Genomic DNA, 18,702 nt, shown 5'->3' on the forward strand with positions numbered 1-18,702 from the left:
AGGAGCCGATCGGTTTCGGAGGGTTCTGACTTGCGTCTGGGTATGGGTTGCGGTCTCCTATTGGGTTATCTCTCTGACCGCTTACACAAAAAACTTTACAGGCTCTACTTTTCGTGAATAATCCAGGTTAGGGCGTCGACCTTGGAGTTAGCGTTCTCGTTGTGACATTGGGCAGCGATCTTAGCGAGCATCCGGGGCGTTTACTGCCGGATCCGTGTCGTCCGTATAATGGCAGACAAGCTACCGAAGGGATGAGGTGGACGTGCAGCAGCGGGTACGAGTGCGTCCGGGCAAATTGCTGCGTGGCGGTGAAGTACGCGAGGTCGCAGTCGATGTGTTTGAGGGTCGACTGTGAAACGAACAAGGAAGAGGGGGCGTCAAGGCTTGATAGCAGCCCGCCACCATCCACCGACCGGCAACGTTTGACCTACACCAATAAACCACAGCAATTGTTGCGATTGCTTGCATGATGTGCAGTACATTAGTATCATCAAGAGTGTGCGTGCTGCAGTCGATTTCAGGTCCGCGCGCTTGGGAGGCAGTCGCGCGACGATCCCATGGGCGGCGTTCACAGGGATCGATCTGGCGTCTGCGAACTTGACGAAGCTCCATATCTAGTGTTTGATGTTAGAGCGTAGGGCTGAAGAACCCTAAAGACTCCCCATTGATTCTACATCAGTAGGCTTCCATGGTCGGACAAATCGAAACGTCCAAGCTCGGCTCCGACGCGCCTTTCCCCGGCGGGGTCGAGGGTTTGGTTCAGGTATTCACCGGAGCTCAGCGCGCCTTTTTTACGGGTGTGATGGCACAAGCGCTGCGGCTGGCAACACAGGGTACTCCAGTGCTCGTGGTTCAGTTCCTTAAGGGCGGCATTCGTCAGGGCACGGAGCACGCGGTCCGGTTGGGCCAGCATCTGGATTGGTTGCGCTGCGATCTAACGCGCATTATCGATACGGCAGAGATCGAGGAAGGTGAGATTTCGGCGCTGAGGCGGTTATGGGAGCATACCTCTCGGGTTATCGAGGAAGGGCGCTACGCACTGGTGGTGCTCGACGAGCTGAGTTTGGCGGTTCACTTTGGTCTGGTGCCGCTGGATGAGGTGTTGTCGTTGATGCGCGATCGCCCCGCGCCGGTGGATCTGATTTTGACCGGACCCGAGATGCCCCAGCCTATTCTGGACCTAGCGGACCAAATTACCGAAATCCGCCGTTCGCATCAGCCATAGTTTTTAGTCGGGTTTTTAGCTGACATGGGATCGGGAGGCGATCGCTTGGGAGTCCGCTGCGATCGCTATTACTGTTGATTTTTACAGCGATTGTTCCTTGCCAGGGATCCTGACATTGATGCCCGAGACATTGATGGCAGAGACTTTATGTATGTGCTTGGTGATAGCTCTTGCAAAGAGGTTGTTTCAGGAGGCTAGGGTTTGTTCTGAGCCACTCGAAAAGCAACCTTCGTGGAGTAGTGCGTATAAGCCCTGCCGATCGGGATGTTTCAGGCTCAGGCGATACTCGAGCTGCGGCATCGCCATGCTTCCCCGGGCCTTTGAGGCGTAGATCTGCCGCCTGCGCGATCGCGATCCAGTGAGGCGTAGGGTATGTTGCCAGAAGTAAAGTTTACGGGGCGCTCGTGCTTCAGCAACTCATTACCCTCTTTGCTATCCTGGCGGCCTTCGGTACTAACGTTTGGTCGAACGTCGCTCCGGCTAACGGTGAGAGCATCGGCGAAATTGCCAACACGCGCTTCGGCGACGTTTTGATTACCCCCGCCAACTACGCCTTCATTATCTGGGGTGTCATCTATCTCGGTCTCATGTGCTTCGCCATCTACCAATTGCTGCCCGCGCAACGTACCAACTTACGACTGCGGCAGCTTGGCTACGCCCCCGCGATCGCCAGCGCCGCTCAAATCGCCTGGGTGCAATTTTTCCTCACCGGACGCTTCGACCTATCCCTCTTGGCGATGCTCGCAATCCTGCTCGCGCTGATATGGGGTTACTTACGTGCTGGCATTGGCAGCAATCGCCCTGCGCGCCTTCAACGTTGGCTGGTCTGCATCCCGATGAGTACATACCTCGGATGGATTAGCGTCGCCACCGTTGCCAACGTCGCCACCGTCCTCTACGAACGTAACTGGACTGGTTGGGGCATCTCCCCTGCTGTCTGGACGGTCGTCGTTGTGTTGCTCTCCGGGGCGATCGCCGCGATCGTTACCCTGCGCCGCCACGATGTCGCCTTTCCCCTCGTGTTCGTCTGGGCGAGTGTCGCGATCGCCGTCCGCAATCACTCTGTGCCGAGCATTGCTTGGACCGCAGGCGGCCTGGCGATTGCCTTGGTTGTACTCCTATTATTCCGTTGGGTTCCCACCCGCCGCTTGTCGCTGCCCGACCAACGGAGGGGGGATCGGGTGCACTGAAGACGAACTTAACTTGGTGCAGAAATAGATAAGCATGCAAACTCTATAAGGTGAAATGGGTTCTGCAACATCAGTGTTTTCTGATGCTCGGGTCTTAAAAAATAAAAATATACGCAGACTAGGACAGCTTGCCGAGAGCGAGCTCCATTGCTTCCCGAATTGCGTAGCGAACGGAAGATGGTGCGGCGACTGATGCCCACCATCCACAACTTGGCGAAGACTCAGCGGCGTCTGGTCGGGATAAGCTTCGATAATTCGATAAAGCATAGGAACTGCTCCCAGCCAGCGACCGTATGGCTGCGATCGCCGTAGGGATTGCGCGGCGGGTGTAGGTCGCGCGTTTCCCGATCGCGCTGCATCCAGTGGTAGATGGGGTTGCGACTGATATAGAAGTCAGTCCTTGCCTCCGCGATGGTCATATCACCCCACTCGATCGCGTTGAGGACTTTGCCGCGAAGGTCATGGCTGCGATTTGGGCATGGGATGAGACGGTGCTGGACGTTCTCATCCACCGTCCTATACAGAACAGTGTTTGCTATACGTTCTCAGACCTGTCTTAGTATGTCCTGAAGCCTGGCAACTATGGCTGAGTTGTCATTGGCGACGCGAGACGAATTAGTCGCAGCTGTCGTTGTATAGCGTCTCTGGCAGGGGTGCAACAGAAGCTTTGAGGGAGCGGCCGCGTGTTTAATCGACTCGTAGAGATTGAGAAAGCGATTCTGAAAGTAGCTGCCGTTTGGGGCAGGATAGCTTGCAACTCCTTCATCCCGCAGGCGATCTGCTGCCACAGGCAAGCAAAATCAGGATAGAGTGAACTCAAATTCAGCGAGGCTAGCTGTACCGTGCGCGCTTTACTTATCTACCCTCAGTTTCCGCCCAGCTTCTGGTCGTTCGAGCGGACGCTGAAGTTAGTCAACCGCCAAGCCCTGCTGCCGCCGTTAGGGCTAGTTACTGTCGCTGCCATCCTGCCACAGGAGTGGGACTTCAAACTCGTCGATCGTAACGTCCGCGACGTGACAGAAGCTGAATGGAATTGGGCGGAGTTAGTCATTGTGTCTGCCATGATCGTCCAGAAAGACGACTTCGCGCAGCAAATTCGAGAATCCAAACGCAGAGGTGTTCCCGTTGCGGTAGGAGGGCCGTATGCAACGTCTATGCCCCGCGAAGCTGCGGCCAGCGGAGCCGACTTTCTGGTTTTAGATGAAGGCGAAATCACATTGCCGATGTTTGTCGAAGCGTTGGGGCAAGGTGCAACGAGCGGCACCTATCGTTCTGAAGTGAAGCCGGACGTGACGCAGACGCCAATCCCTCGCTACGATCTTCTCGAAATGGATGCCTACGACAACATGTCGGTGCAGTTTTCTCGCGGTTGTCCATTTCAGTGCGAGTTTTGCGACATCATTGTGCTCTACGGACGCAAACCTCGCACGAAAACACCAGAGCAGTTCATTGCCGAGCTGGAACGCCTGTACGAACTCGGCTGGCGTCGCAGTATTTTTCTGGTAGACGACAACTTTATCGGCAATAAGCGCAATGTCAAGCGATTGCTACATGCCCTTAAAGAGTGGATGGAAGAGCACAATTACCCCTTCTTCTTAAATACCGAGGCTTCGGTTGACTTAGCTCAGGACTCGGAGCTAATGGAGCTGATGGTGGAGTGCAATTTCAATTCAGTTTTCCTAGGGATTGAGACTCCAGATGTGGAAAGTCTGACCATTGCTAAGAAAGTTCAAAACACTCGCGACTCTTTGAATCAGTCGGTGCAGGCGATTGCACATCACGGGCTGCGCGTCACGGCAGGCTTCATCGTCGGGTTCGATGGCGAAAAGCCGGGTGCCGGCGATCGCGTCGTACAGTTTGTCGAGAATACGTCAATTGCACTGGCCATGTTCAGCATGTTGCAAGCCTTGCCGGGAACAGCCTTGTGGCAGCGACTCGATCGAGAAGGTCGTTTATTGGGCGAAGGTGCCAACATCAACCAAACCACGCTGATGAACTTCGTGCCCACGCGTCCTATTGAGGCGATCGCACAGGAGTACATTCGCACCTTTTGGGAACTTTACGACCCAGTGAAGTACCTGGAGAGGACTTATCGCCAGTTTTTACTGATGGGCGAGCCTCGACATAAGACCAAGTTGCGCCGTCCCCAGCTCGCGGTCATCCGCGCATTATTGACGATTGCTTGGCGACAGGGTATCGTCCGCAAGACCCGCTGGAAGTTTTGGCCTTATTTGTTTCACATCATGCAAGCCAAGCCCAAACACTGGCAGCACTATCTCTCAGTATGTGCCTTGGGCGAACACTTCCTCAGTTACCGCCAGTTAGTGCGCAACCAAATCGAGGCACAGCTGCACGATCGCGCTACGATGCGAGCTGCTAGTGAAAGTAATGGTACCTGTGAGTCCTCGCAAACTGTGGCTGCATAATGGCTTCGTGAGATAGGAGCATCAGAATCCTTGGTGCTCTTCAAAAGCGTTTTCGTATCGATCTGGGGTTAGAAGGTGTTTGCGTAGTCGGGTTGCGCGAAATCGGCTACATGCCCCGCGAGAGGGAATAGGCGGACTGACTGACACAATTGCCTCAAACTAAGCAACCTCGTGGGGAGACTTCAGGGGTTTCAAGAGATTGGCCATTCAGCCAGGGGAATAGGTCTTGGGGGGCTCTACGGAAGGGACTCTGACCCCGGCTCGACCCTGTTGAAGCCGCCCTTGAGCAAGACGAACGCTTTTTCAGTGCTTTCAACCCGAGGACTGTTATACCAATTCCTTAAAGTCCTGACACGGATAGCTGGTCGATGAGCCACCGCCACCCGTTCAGCGAGGCGATGAGGTCCCGTCCCGCCAGCTGCAGTCGCTTCCTGACCTGCTCTCTTAGTTCCTCCAAATCGCCGCAGGTCAGCCACTTCAGTCCGCTCTTTACCCATTCCCAGCACCGCTCGATTGGATTCACCTGGGGACTGTAAGCCGGCTGAAACAGCAATTTTACGTTGCCCGGCACTTGCAGCGCTCCCGCTCGGTGCGCTCCCGCTCCATCGACCTCCATCACGAGCAGGTTCCGCGGATACAGCGCTACAAACTGCTCCAGGTACTTCTCGAAACACCGACTGCCGAGATGGCTGAACTCCCACCCTCAACCTCTCCCCTAAAAGATCAATCTCATCTTGACCAATCCAAGCGTTTTCGCCCAGCCCTTTAAGCCAGCGTCGCCCACTCGCCGAGACACCATCCCCAATCTCCTCGATGCCCACTGCAGCAACCGCCCTGCCCAGTTGGTCGTTCAGCTCACCCTCTCTCCGACCTTCACGCCCCAGTTGAGCGCCCTCTACCCAGCCATCGACCGCGCTTTCCCGGTTCAGTGCGAGGGTTCCGACCTGCGACCTGACCGGCCAGCGGGTGCTGCGGGTGCTGGCGGCGACCCTGCCGCCGCCGCGCGCTGGCGACCCCTGGCTTTGGGGCATTGACAGCACCAGCTACCCCCGACTCTACGCCCACACCCTAATGGACCGCGAGTACCTGGACGCCGCCAACGCTGTGCCCGCCCAAGCGCCGTCAGCCTCGGTCACAGCGACTCGGTCCTCAGCAAGCCGCTGCCTGGACCGTGCCCATCAGCAGCGAACTCATCGCCAGCACTGATACAAGTCATCTCCCAGCGCTGGTGCAATCTGCTGATGCGCGGCTCTCGGACCCAACCCGTGCACCAGCGCCCCTTCGACCTGGTGCGTCACCGATGAGACGGGCAACCCGCTTTACACCCCGATGTGGTTGATGATTTCCGGGCATCAGCGCCAGAAGATGTCGGCAGATCGGGCGCACCAGCTCTACGGTCGGCGGTTCGGGCAAGAGCATGGCTTCCGGTTCCTCAAACGCTGCTTGCTGCTGACGACGTCCCAGACCCCCGAGGTGGACCGAGTGGCGAACTGGGTGAGCTTGAGCTGTCTGGCCTGCGGTCAGGTGTGGGCAGCGCGGCACCAGGTGCATCAGCTGCCGTTGCCCTGGCAACGCTCTACCCGAGTGCAAAGCGGGACGGGTGGGTCCAGCTCAGGTGCAACAGGACTTCAAGCGAATCATTCAGGTGGCAGGGAGTCCAGCCCAATCGGTCAAACAGCGCGGAAATCCATCGGGTCGCCGCATCGGGGTCAGTTCGATCCCGCGAGTGCCTCTTCCAATCGTCAAACGTCACCCACCGCGATGTCGTTGCGCGAAGCGAGCTTCATCAACCGTGACCTGAGGCAAAAAAAACAGTGCTCGTGTACTCCCTGCCCCAACTGCAGGGAGGTTTCCGATTGTCCAAAGTCCAGTTCGATTTAAGATTAGTAAATTGGCGACCTCGTGCTGGTCGTCGCTCCAGTCAGCGTTTTAGGAGAACTGACATGACAACTAATGCCGAAAAGCCAACCATGCCCGTTGCCCGGTCGGGACAGCCTCCCTACCCGTTCCGTACTGCGATGGGAATTTTTCTATTAGTCGTGAATGTGGTTGTAGCTGCAATCTACTTCCACATCTTCAATATCTAAGGTTAGAGTTGCGTTTGTTCGAGAGCGGCAGTGCCGAGTTCGAGCCCTGCCGCTATATCGGGCCGCCACGTCCGCATTCGCTCAGTCGCGTCGCGACTGCTATCTGACTTGACCGTCATAGTCTGTCCCGCTCTCTGGCAAAAGCTTCGCGAGCACTTGGCTAGGGCCTACCCTTACGAAGGCTGTGGTTTGCTACTCGGCACAGCCGCAGAAACAGACACGACGGTCGCCGAGGTATGGATCGCGAAAAATGCCTGGGACGCGACAGCTGCCGAGCTATTCCCAGAGGCGGCTACATTAGGGAGCGCGCGCGATCGCTTTGCAATCGACCCGCGCGAGCTCCTGCAGGCCCAGAAGTCCGGACGCGATCGCGGACTTGACATCGTTGGTGTCTATCACTCGCATCCGGACAGTGAAGCCGTGCCGTCGGCGTTCGATCGCGAGATCGCTTGGGCTGCATATGCTTACCTCATTGCTTCCGTGCAGCAAGGTCGAGTAGCAGAGGTCCGCTGCTGGCGATTAGATGAAGCCACTGATGCATTTCGACCGGAGGCACTGTGCATACGCGCAGCTGGAGTTGAAGAATAAAAGGAACCTGTAAAAAAATCAAAGGCAATGCTAGACTAGCAGACCCACCTTGTTGCTGGATGAGCTAGTAGAAAGTCTCGCACTCGGCAACACTGAGACGGGCAATATCTTTTTAAGTCACGGCAGTTATTGCTGCAGGGATGGTTAAGCAGTTTCCCTACCCTAATCATTCCTTTTTACAGAGAACCGGTTGCTTGGCATCGGTAGTGAGGTAGGCAGTGACATTTAAGGAGAAAGGGCAAGGTAAAAGCTATCATTAAAAACCGAGGTGGGGTGCTACATTTTCGATCGATCGTGTTTGCTAAAGTTGTCTGTAAACTATGCCCTGATTTGCCTGCGGCCAACCACGACATGTAGATAGTCCGGCCTCGAGAGAGTTAAGGCCTATTGCCGAGCAATATCATTTAAAGGGGTCCCAGCTTTCCGACGCTGACCCTTCTTTTTACTGTAAGGACTACTAAAACATCCTTAAAGCCCTACTAGGCAACTGCAGCGATCGCGTCCTTGAGAGCAAGGGCAACGCGTTCTTGTTCGTCGGCGGTCAAACCGGGGAACATCGGTAAGGACAGGACTTCACGTGCAACGCGTTCGGCGTAAGGAAACTGACCGGCGCGATAACCTAAATAGGCGTAAGCCGGTTGCAAGTGGAGTGGGTATGGATAGTAGACCATCGTATCGATCCCAGCGGCGCGCAGATGCTCGCGGATGCGATCTCGGCGGGGTTCCCCATCAGAGCGATCGTCCAGAATTCGCAAGGTGAACTGGTTCCAGACACTGGTGCCGCCGGGGAGAGTGATGGGTAAGGCAATACCCGGCAGCGAAGCAAGAAGCTCTAAATAGCGGGTGGCGATCTGGCAGCGTTGGAGGTTCCATGCGTCCAAGTGTGGCAGCTTGACCAACAGCAATGCAGCTTGTAGGGCATCGAGGCGGCTGTTGGTGCCGATCTCGAGGTAATCGTAGCGTCCGACTTGTCCGTGGTTGGCAAACATCCGCACGCGCGCGGCAAGTTCGGGATCGTCGGTCGTAACGGCACCGCCGTCGCCCAAAGCCCCGAGGTTCTTGGTCGGGAAAAAGCTAAAACAGCCGATTTCGCCAAAACTACCGAGCGCGCGATCGCCCCAGCAGGCCCCCGTTGCTTGAGCGCAGTCCTCGATCGTCAATAAATCATGGCGGCGGGCGATGTCGCCGAGTTGCGTCATGTCAGTCGGCTGTCCGAAGAGATGGACGGGTAATAGAGCGCGCGTGCGCGCAGAGATCGCCGCCTCGACTTGGGTAACCTCGAGATTGTAAGTTGCGGGATCGATATCGACGAAGATCGGACGCGCGCCAACAAAGGCGAGGGGTTCTACCGAGGCTGCGAAGGTGAACGGGGTTGTGATGACTTCATCGCCTGGAGCAATTTCCAGGGCTCGCAACCCCAACAGCAAGGCGTCAGTCCCCGAGTTACAGGCGGCACAAATGCGCGTACCGATTGCAGCCGCGAACTGGCGCTCGAACTCCGCCACCTTCTCGCCGCCGATGTAGCGGCCAGAATGCAGTACTTCAATAGCCGCTGCTTGCAACTGCGCGTTGAGGAGCGCGTGCTGCCGCGTTAAGTCCACAGGAGGAATCGTTGTAATCGCCTTCACTCGCCCGTCTCGTTCGCAGGAATCACCCCGCGCAGCAGACGCATCGCAACTGCTGCGTGATGAGGGGATTTTAACCCATTGTTACAACCCTGGGGAACCACTGCTTACAATGTGTGCCAATGAGCCAGCGACCGGCTGCTGACCCAAGACCCAAGACTTGGTATTTTGGCAAAGCTTAAAGTGGACTCCGTGCAATGGGGTGCGGGCGATCGCGTGCCATCCTCATCGAGCGTCAGGCAATTTGCCGGTGAAGCAGTTCGACCCCAACGATGCCAGTGTTGTAAATACCAACAATGAGTCGGAGGATGCTGAGGGATAGCAATTGTCATCCCGGTTGAGACACCCTCCGTCCCAGAGGCACTGGCTGGATGAAGCAAGTTGTTCCAACTGAACTGGCGACTGCTAAATCTGGATGCGAATTGTCGTTCGCTTGCGGGCTTCGTCATAAATCGAGCCCGCAAGCGAAACTAATTAGGAGAAGTTAGACCTCTCGATTTATGACGGGACAACAAAATTTAATACTTAAAGAAAATTAAGCCGGACGATCGCGCCCAGTCAGAATCTAGGCAGAGCCAGGCACCATCCCGATTGTTTCGGCCATCAGTCCAATTGTAAAGTGGCTTACCGCGATCGTGTCGGGACTCAGAGGGAGGTGTTAATGTAATCCTCGTAAGCCGGACAGCCCGGGCATTGGGGCGGCTGTTCGTCAGGAGGTGGCGTGAACTCGATCGCGAAGAAATCCCTCGCTTGGCTGCTTGCGCTCGTCCCCGCGTTGGCGATCGCCGCCCCGGCCGGCGCACAGAATGGCACGCCTAGCATCGTCGAGGCAGCTGATGGCACGGCGACGGTGGTGATGCCCGATGGCAATCGCTACACGATTTCGGGCGGTACGCTCTCTGGGGATGGCTCCAACCTCTTCCACAGCTTTCGCGAGTTCGGGCTCAAACCTCACGAAATTGCTACCTTCCTATCCAATCCCAACATTCGCAATATCTTGTCGCGGGTCACGGGCGGGAACGCTTCGGTGATTCGCGGACTGCTCGAAGTCAGTGGCGGCAACTCAAATCTGTTCTTGATCAACCCGGCGGGCATCATCTTCGGTCCCGAAGCACGGCTCAACGTCCCGGGCGACTTCACGGCCGCAACTGCCACTGGTATCGGCTTTGAGGACGGGGGGTGGTTTAACGCGAGCGGTGCAAACGATTACACCAACTTAGGTGGCGACCCGAACGTGTTTGCCTTCAATGCGCAGTCCGGAGCGATTGTTAATGCCGGCGAGTTGAGCGTTGCGGACGGACACGGACTGTTACTGCTAGGCAGTTCGGTGGCAAACACGGGCACCTTGAGTGCGGACGACGGACGCGTCACGCTCGCGGCGGTGGAGGGGACCAATCGCGTGCGAGTTTCCCTGCCGGGGCACCTGCTGAGCTTAGAAATCGAGGTCCAGCCGGACCAGATAGTCACTGCCAACCATTTGCCCGAGTTGTTGACCGGGAGCGGAAGTGACGTTGCCACCGGCTTGACCGCGGCAGGACAGACCGTAGCAGTGGATGCTACCGGGCAGCTGGTGCCGGGGGGACCGGGCAGCGCGATCGCCTCGGGCACGATCGAGGCGGCAGGCGTGCAGGTGTTCGGCGACACCGTTGCCGTCGTCGGGGCAGACATCGACGCGTCGGGCAACTGGGGTGGCGGGGTAGTCCTCATTGGCGGCGACGCGCGCGGGGTCGGTCCCCTGCCCACTGCCGAGCGGGTATTTGTAGACGCCGAGAGTACGATCGCGGCCGATGCCCTGGTCAATGGGGAAGGGGGCAAGGTCGTCATCTGGGCGGATGGAGTCGCGGGCTTCTCCGGCGAGATTAGCGCTCGCGGTGCCGGGGCCGGCAACGCAGGAGGATTTGTAGAGGTATCCGGTCGCGAGGAACTGTTCGTGAATGGTCGCATCGATGCCAGTGCGCCAGCGGGCAGTGACGGGACGATCTTGCTCGACCCGCGCAACATCTTCATCGTTGCGGAAGCGGACGCACCCGATAACGGCGAACTGTCGGACAATCAAATTCTCTTTGCAGATGGCGGTCCGACCACCGATTTCACGATCTCTGACGTTGCCCTCACCTCGCTAATGGGCAATGTCGTGCTCGAAGCACAGAACAACATCTCGGCTGAGGCAGCAGCCGTCCTGGATCTAGGTCAGATCACCGGGGAAAGCATTAGCTTTAGTGCGGGGAACGACATCATCCTTAACACCGATATCTCTACACAGGGTGGAGATGTGGTGCTGACGGCAACGAACAATATCACAACGCAGAATATCTCTACAGAGGGTGGAGATGTGGTGCTGACGGCAACGAACAGTAATATCGCGACGCAGAATATCGCAACGACGTCGATCGCGCCGGGAGATAGCGGGGTTGTTGACCTGACGGCTGGCGGAGCGATCGCTACGGGCACAATCTCGACGAGCAGCTCTGGTGGCAATGCTGGTATTGTCGACTTGGATGCCGGGACGGGCATAACAGTTGTTGGCGGCATCGATGCGAGTGCGTCAACAGCAGCGGCTGGCAACGTGTTTCTGCTCGCTGACGATGGCGATATCCTGACGACCGATATTCAAACGACCGGTGCGGGCGGCAACGGTGGCGACGTGACGATTTTCGCCGTTGACGGGAGCATTCTGGCGAGTAACATCGCCACCGGTTCCAGCAACGGCATCGGCGGCAATATCGATCTGACCGCTGGCGGTGCAGCCGGCAGCATCGACACAACTGCCGGCACCCTAGACACGTCGACGGGGAGCAGTGCAGCCGCTGGTGAGGTCTCGCTCTTAACCAATGCAGGGGGGGAAATCCGCACGGGCGCGATCGTGACGCGATCGAGCGGCGGTCTCAGCGGTAATGTCTCTCTAGACGTTCTCGCTGGCTCCGGCGCGATCGACACGCGCGGCGGCAATATCGACACCGGCAGCACTGGCGGGACGGGCGGCGGTGTGTTCCTCACCACGAATGGCAACATTAATACGCTCGGGATCGTTACCGGTGGTGATATCGGCAGCGGCACGATTGTTCTGACGAGTACCAATGGCAACGTCGATACCAGCTTCGGCACCCTCAACACGACAGCAGGCAGTAACAGCGCGCCAATTGTCCTAAGTGCTGGGGGCGAACTGTTCGCAGGTGGCATCGTCACCAGCGGTACGGGCGGTGGCGTGACCTTCACCGGTAGCGAGATCGACTTCGTAGGCGGCACCGATTCCATCATTGCAACGGGCAATGTCGTGGCGATTTCGCCGGCTAATGCGACTCAAGACATCGACCTGCGCGGCAGAAACGTGGATTCATCGCTGGCTCTGACCTTTACCGACTTAGCTGCAATCGCCGAAGGAGCCGCGCAAATTACGATCGGGCGCGTGGACGGCAGCGGTACCCTCACCGCGATCGATCCCCTGACTTTCGACGATCCGGTGCTGCTGCAAATGCCAGCCGGTAGCATCGCGATCGACACCGATATCGCTGGAGTCGATGATGCTAGCATCACACTCCAGGGGCTGCAAACAACCCTAGCTGGAGACATTGTCACCGAAGGGGATAGTATAGTTATCGAGAGCAATATATTGGTTGATAGCAGCTCTATCCTCGACACGAACGAGCTGGACGGCGGCGACGTGCTCGTAACCGGTACGGTCGATGCCGTCGACGGCGATGAAGAATTTTCGATCGTATCCGGCTTGGGGACAACAACTCTGCAAAGCTCGGTAGGCAGCACGACGCCGGTAGCCTCCTTTGGCGCAGCAGGGAATACTGTCACGCTAGGCGGGGATGTTATCGCAAACAACGACATCGCTCTGGCCGGCAACGAAATTGACTTGCTCGGTACAACCATCAACAGCTCGGGCGTACTGTTGCTCTCTCCAGCATTGCCAGAGCAACCGATCGCGCTCGGCGGGACCGATAACACGACGCCCGCCCTCGATCTCACTGCTGACGAGCTCGACGTCCTCGGCAGTGACTTTGCCGCGATTGTAATTGGCAACCCGGTCGGCAGTGGTACGCTGAGCGTTCTCGCGCCCATCGACTTCAGCGCGCCACTGACGCTACAGTCGCCGAATGGTAGTCTAGCGATCGGCGGTCAGATTACTGGCTTTGACGATGCTTCGGTGACCCTGATCGGTTCTGGTAGCACTACGACTCTCAACGCTGATATACGTACAGAAGGCAATGCGATCGCGATCGACGACAATACGATCGTCGCGGCCGACGTCACTCTCGACACCACCCTCAACGACCAACCCGGTGCGGCGATCCTGATAGCTGGTGATGTTTCCGGGTTAACAGGGACCGAAGCGTTCGACGTCATTGCCGGGATTGGCGATATCACGGTCAACGGCGCGATCGCCAATCTCGGAGCTATTGACTTTAATAGTAGTGGCACTACGACCTTGTTCGGCGCGATCGCGAGCCAGAGCCTAAACATGTCGGGCGGCGGCACGACCTTGCTCGGTGGCGGGAGTATCGTTACCAGCGGCGACCAGATTTACGACGATGCCATCTTACTGACGGCAAGCCTTGCGGTCGAGAGCGGCGGCGACTTGCGCTTCAACAGCAGCATCGACGGCACGGTTCCCGGCGCACAACACCTTAGCGCCAATAGCAGCGGCGTCACTCAGTTCGGTGCAGTCGGCGCGCTGGTTCCGCTCGACTTCGTCGTCACCGATACGCCTGGAACTACCCAACTCAACGGCAACATCACCGTCACCGGCACCCTAACCTTCGGCGACCCGGTGCAGATCGACAGCAACATCGCCCTTGCAGCGGGAGGGGACATCAGCTTCGCCAGCTCGATCGACAGCCAGACCGGCGAAACGAACGACCTCGCGATCGCCTCCAGCCTCGGCGACATCACCTTAGGCGACAACGTCGGCCGTCTCGAGCCGCTGGGCGAACTCGCCCTTGTCAGCCCGGGTATTACGCGCGCAACCGGCACAATTGCGGCTGACGGACTCACCACCGACCCAGCTGGAACCACGCAGCTCGACGGCGGTAGCGTTACCACCACCGGCAACCAAACTTTCGGCGACCCGGTGACCACAGCTCCCGATACGATACTGACCGGCAACGCGATCGCTTTCAATGCTGACGTCGTCGCGGGCGGCTCGCTGACCCTCAATGCAACTACAGCGGTTGCCTTCCCTCTGGGTGGGACCGTAACGGGCACGGGCGGCACGCTCGGCATCGCCCCGCAGACGCCGGAGAGCGACATCGTCCTGGAAGCGTTGGCACCACCAGCTCTCTCGGTGACGGGTTTGTCAGGTGTCGACGGCTTCGAAATGCTCGAAATCGGGCGTGCTGACGGGACGGGTACGATCGCGACGGGTAGTTCGGTGGTGCTGAACGATTCGGTACTGCTGCAGTCACCGGGCGGTACGATCGACATTTTGAACGACCTAACCCTGGGCGACGGTGCCGCGATCGCGTTGGAGGGAGACACTCGCTTGGGTGCGGCGCTGACCACGTCGGGAACGCCTATCCTCCTAAGCGACCTAACCTTGACCGGCGATGCGCTTCTTAACACCCTGGGCAGCGGTGCTTCCGGTGCTGACGTCATCGTAACCGGCACGATTACTGGCAGTGGCAGCGAAAATCTTGCCGCAACGACCGGAACTGGGAACGCAACGTTCGGCGGCGCGATCGCCGATGTCGGACTCATTACCGTATCCAGTAGCGGAACGACGAGCTTCGGCGACGTCACTGCTGCAGAGTTAGTCACCGACCCCGGTGGCATTACGCAGCTCGATGGCGACGTTACCGTCAGCGGCAGTCAGACCTACGGCGATCGCGTCGTAATCGCCAGTACCATCGAGCTGACTGCCGGCAACGTCATTGGCTTCCCCGACTCCCTCGATGTCGGAGACAACGGCCTCATCCTAACGAGCGATGGCGCGATCGCCTTCGGCAGTGTGGATAGCGTAACGGGGACGGGGACGCTTACATTGCAGACAGCCGACCCCAGTCGCGATGTATTAATCGGCGGTAGCGATCCCAATGCACTTTCATTCCCCACATTTGACGCACTGGCCGATGGCTTTGCCAGCCTTGAAATCGGTCGCAGCGACAGTACCGGCAACTTGACAGTAGCAACGCCGACAACCTTCACCGATCCAACGACGTTACGAGCAGCCGACTTTACGATCGCGGCAAGTCTCATCGGGACCGATAACGCCAGCATTACTCTCATCGGATCGTTTTCGACGATCGACCTCAACGCCGATATCATCACGAACAACACCGATATCTTCCTCGACGACAACGTCATTGTCGGCACCGATGCGACACTCTCAACGGGTAGCGGTGGCGGTGGCAACGTGACGATTACCGGCACGGTTGATGCGGCGACACCCGGCGGTCAGAGTTTAACGATCGCGGCCGGTGACGGGTCGGTGGACGTCCAAGCTGCGATCGGCTCCAGCGCGGCGCTAACCAGTTTCTTTGCCTCCGGCAGCGAGATCGTGCTCTCCCGCGCGACCGTGAATAACGCGATCGCCCTAATTGGGGATGAGATCGACTTATTGGGTCCGGTTGCTGGCGACACGATCGCGCTCAACAACCGAACGGTCGGTCGTGGTATTACCCTTGGGATGGTTGGCGGGAACAACGGTGGAGACCCCAATCCGGAAACCCTCGATCTCACCGCCGACGATCTTGCCGCTCTGACCGACGGCTTCACCAGCATCTCCATCGGCGGTGGCACGACTGGTTCGATTTCAGTTGCGCTCGGCGACACTGCAAATTTTACCGACCCAACGAGCCTCGAAGGCAGCTCGATTGCGGCCGATGGCACGATCGCGGGCACGGGCGATGCTAGCTTTGCGATCGCCGCGAACCAAGACCTCGCCGTCAGCACCGTCACGACCCAGGGCGGTAGCATCGACCTGACCAACACCGCCAGCGACTCCTCAGGGACGACGACCGCCAGCGGGTCGCTCCAATCCCAAGGTGGGGACATCAGCGCGGTTGCCGAGAACAGCACTATCGACTTTTCTGGCGCCGCCATCGACACCACCAGCCCTTCCTTGCCCGGCGGTGACGTTGCTCTCGAGGGCGGTCTTGAGGTTCGATCTGGCGCGATCGCAACCGGCGGCGGTGACGTTAGCATCGCCAGCAACGGTAGTATCGATACGACGGGTGGGACGATCGATACGACTCCTACTCCTGTCAGCGAAATCGGTTTTCCCGATGCTGGGGACATCGCCCTCACTGCCGAGACCGAGATCGTTACGGGCAACCTCGACGCGCGCGGCACCATTGCCGACAGCCTACCCGGCAACATCACGATCGCCAGCAGCAGCGGCAACATCGACACCAGTTCCGGAACCCTTGATGCTAGTGCGGATGAGGGAAGCGGTGGCACGATCGCGCTCAGCGCTGGCGGTCGGACCGACACGGGCGCGATCGTGTCGAGGAGCCGCTTCAACGCCGGCGGCACGATTGTCAGCACCAGTGCCACCGGTTTCAGTGCGAGCGGGGAAATTGACACCTCTAGCGATGTCGGTCTCTCTGGGGGCACGATCTCGATTTCTACAGCCGAGGGGGATATTAACACTCTCAGACTTAACGCCAGTGGGGGTGAAGGTAGTGGCGGCAACGTGTCCCTGTTCTCGAGCAGCAGCGATGGCAACATTGTCGTCGGCTCCATTGACGCTAGCGGGGGCAGTGGTGGCGGCACGGTCGATATCGAGACGCCCGGATTCGTGCGCATCACCGACACACTCCCGAACGCCGACCCGAACGCCGACCCCGTCAGCATTTCCACTAGCTCTAGCGATGGCGATGGCGGTGCGATTACTATCCGTCACGGCGGCAACGGCGAGATTCCTTTCATCGTGGGTGACTCCGAACTCAACGGCTCTGAGGGCGTCCCCACCAGCGGTGACTTCACGATCGAGCCCGGTTCCTACCTATTCACGGAAGTCCAGGGCAACGTTGCTATCATCTCCGTCGATGACGTCGACCCCGATATTACCGACAGCGGGGATCCCGAGACTCCACTCCTACCGGCGAATACCGAAGCCAACCCTTTGCGGCAAGAGCAGCGCCCCGTTACGCAAAATCTTGCCTTCCGTTCGGACCTCCAAGACGAGATCCTTACGATCGAGGACGCGCGCGAGATCTTGCAAGTAATCGAGCGAGCGACCGGCATCAAGTCCGCACTGCTCTACGTCAACTTCGCCCCTGCCGCGATCGCGGGCGAAACGGCATCGCGCGCGCCTGCAATCTCAACACAAAGAACCTTAACGGCCGCACTCCCGACCGATCCAACTTCCGAAAGCACTGGCACCACCCCAGACGATCCCACACCCTCTCCCGAGCTGCACGCTCAAGTCACCGATATTGCTGACCGCAAACTTGCTGGCGACTTCCAGCGCATCGAAGCACAGTTTACCAACGACTTCGAGAACTTTCTGTCGCTTCCCGAAGAGAAAGCCAGCCCGACCCTCACCCCTCCCTACCGCGACGACGATCGCTTAGAAATCTTGTTGGTCACGCCCGACAGCCCGCCCAAGCGCCTTGTCGTTCCCGACGCGACCCGTGCAGAGGTGCTCGAGCTCGCTCAGACTATGTACGGGTTCGTCTCCGACCCGCGCTTTATCGGTACGGACGATTACCTCGAACCCTCACAGCAGCTCTATAACTGGATGCTGGCACCGCTTGCAGCCGACCTGGTTGCCAACGAGATCGACAACCTCCTCTTCATAATGCCCAGAGGTTTGCGCCTGCTCCCCGTTGCCGCCCTCCACGATGGCGAGCAGTTTGTCGCCCAGCGTTATAGTGCCGGTCTCGCGCCGAGCTTGAGCCTCAACGACAACCTCTACCGCGATGTCAAAGACTTGCGCGTCTATGCAGTAGGAGCCTCCGAGTTTCCCGGCGAACAAGAGCAGGTGCCATTGCCCGCCGTTAGCGTCGAAGTCCCCGCGATCGCCACTCGTCTCTGGCGCGGCGACTCGGTCTTGAACGAAGACTTCACGATTGAAAACTTCCAAGCCGAACGGCGCAGCAACCCCACCGGCATCATCCACCTCGCAACCCACGCCGACTTCCGTTTCGACGACCCCAACGATATTTACATCCAGTTCTACGACGAGCGCCTGCGCTTGGACCGAATTCGGGATCTCAGTCTCAACGAACCACCCGTGGAATTGATGGTACTGAGTGCCTGCCGGACGGCGGTCGGCAACGAGAGCTACGAGTTGGGCTTCGCCGGGTTAGCAGTGCAAGCGGGTGTCAAGACGGTGGTAGCAAGTCTTTGGTACGTGGGCGACACGGGGACGCTCGGCTTGATGACAGAGTTTTACAACCAGCTCAACACGGCGCCGATTAAAGCAGAAGCCCTGCAGCTGGCTCAAGTTGCCCTCATCGAAGGGGCTGTCAGCAAAGTCGATGGGGATGTCGTCGGACCCTCCGGCACCTATGCACTCCCCGAAGCTGCGGCGGCTATCGAAGAAGATTTGTCGCACCCGTTCTATTGGGCGAGTTTCACGGCAATTGGCAGTCCCTGGTAGGGCATTGT

Annotated in this window: 9 protein-coding genes and 1 pseudogene; 7 read left to right on the top strand and 3 right to left on the bottom strand. The window is 58.3% G+C overall.

The genetic code is table 11. The features are described from left to right. Nucleotides 1-688 precede the first annotated feature (688 nt). Nucleotides 689-1,225 carry a P-loop NTPase family protein gene (locus tag KR51_RS06925; protein ID WP_022606246.1) on the top strand — a complete coding sequence of 179 codons (537 nt, stop codon included), beginning with the start codon at nucleotides 689-691 and terminating at the stop codon, nucleotides 1,223-1,225. Nucleotides 1,226-1,629: 404 nt separating this feature from the next. Beyond that, nucleotides 1,630-2,415 (top strand): hypothetical protein, encoded by a 786-nt coding sequence (locus KR51_RS06930; RefSeq protein WP_022606249.1) that lies wholly within the window; start codon nucleotides 1,630-1,632, stop codon nucleotides 2,413-2,415. A 221-nt stretch (nucleotides 2,416-2,636) separates the two neighbouring features. Here KR51_RS06930 and KR51_RS06935 read toward each other — a convergent pair whose 3' ends face one another. Further along, on the bottom strand, nucleotides 2,637-2,927 hold the full coding sequence (locus KR51_RS06935; RefSeq protein WP_022606251.1) for an IS630 transposase-related protein: 291 nt from the start codon (nucleotides 2,925-2,927) through the stop codon (nucleotides 2,637-2,639). A 330-nt stretch (nucleotides 2,928-3,257) separates the two neighbouring features. Here KR51_RS06935 and KR51_RS06940 point away from each other — a divergent pair, with 330 nt between their 5' ends. Continuing rightward, nucleotides 3,258-4,841 (top strand): B12-binding domain-containing radical SAM protein, encoded by a 1,584-nt coding sequence (locus KR51_RS06940; RefSeq protein ID WP_022606253.1) that lies wholly within the window; start codon nucleotides 3,258-3,260, stop codon nucleotides 4,839-4,841. Nucleotides 4,842-5,181: 340 nt separating this feature from the next. Here the strand turns inward: KR51_RS06940 and KR51_RS06945 are convergent. Further along, nucleotides 5,182-5,502 (bottom strand): annotated as a pseudogene (locus KR51_RS06945) (transposase); the annotation flags it as partial. A 73-nt stretch (nucleotides 5,503-5,575) separates the two neighbouring features. Here KR51_RS06945 and KR51_RS06950 point away from each other — a divergent pair. The 3 genes from KR51_RS06950 to KR51_RS06955 all read left to right on the top strand — a co-directional run bounded on the left by KR51_RS06950 (nucleotide 5,576) and on the right by KR51_RS06955 (nucleotide 7,516). Then, entirely contained in the window at nucleotides 5,576-5,875 is a 300-nt protein-coding gene (locus tag KR51_RS06950; protein ID WP_040655475.1) for a hypothetical protein, read from the top strand. A 909-nt stretch (nucleotides 5,876-6,784) separates the two neighbouring features. Then, a complete protein-coding gene (psaX, locus tag KR51_RS18145; protein WP_022606255.1) occupies nucleotides 6,785-6,928 on the top strand; it encodes a photosystem I protein PsaX in 144 nt (47 codons plus the stop codon). Between the two features lie 108 nt (nucleotides 6,929-7,036). After that, nucleotides 7,037-7,516: a M67 family metallopeptidase gene (locus KR51_RS06955; RefSeq protein ID WP_269634892.1), complete on the top strand. Its 480-nt coding sequence runs from the start codon at nucleotides 7,037-7,039 to the stop codon at nucleotides 7,514-7,516. A 479-nt stretch (nucleotides 7,517-7,995) separates the two neighbouring features. Here KR51_RS06955 and KR51_RS06960 read toward each other — a convergent pair whose 3' ends face one another. After that, nucleotides 7,996-9,135: a DegT/DnrJ/EryC1/StrS family aminotransferase gene (locus tag KR51_RS06960; RefSeq protein WP_084202419.1), complete on the bottom strand. Its 1,140-nt coding sequence runs from the start codon at nucleotides 9,133-9,135 to the stop codon at nucleotides 7,996-7,998. Nucleotides 9,136-9,862: 727 nt separating this feature from the next. On the opposite strand from KR51_RS06960, the gene KR51_RS06970 reads away from it, so the two are divergent. Continuing rightward, nucleotides 9,863-18,694, top strand: a complete 8,832-nt coding sequence (locus KR51_RS06970; RefSeq protein WP_022606260.1) for a CHAT domain-containing protein — start codon at nucleotides 9,863-9,865, stop codon at nucleotides 18,692-18,694. Nucleotides 18,695-18,702: the final 8 nt, after the last annotated feature.

It is taken from the genome of Rubidibacter lacunae KORDI 51-2 (genome assembly GCF_000473895.1).
Lineage (GTDB): Bacteria > Cyanobacteriota > Cyanobacteriia > Cyanobacteriales > Rubidibacteraceae > Rubidibacter > Rubidibacter lacunae.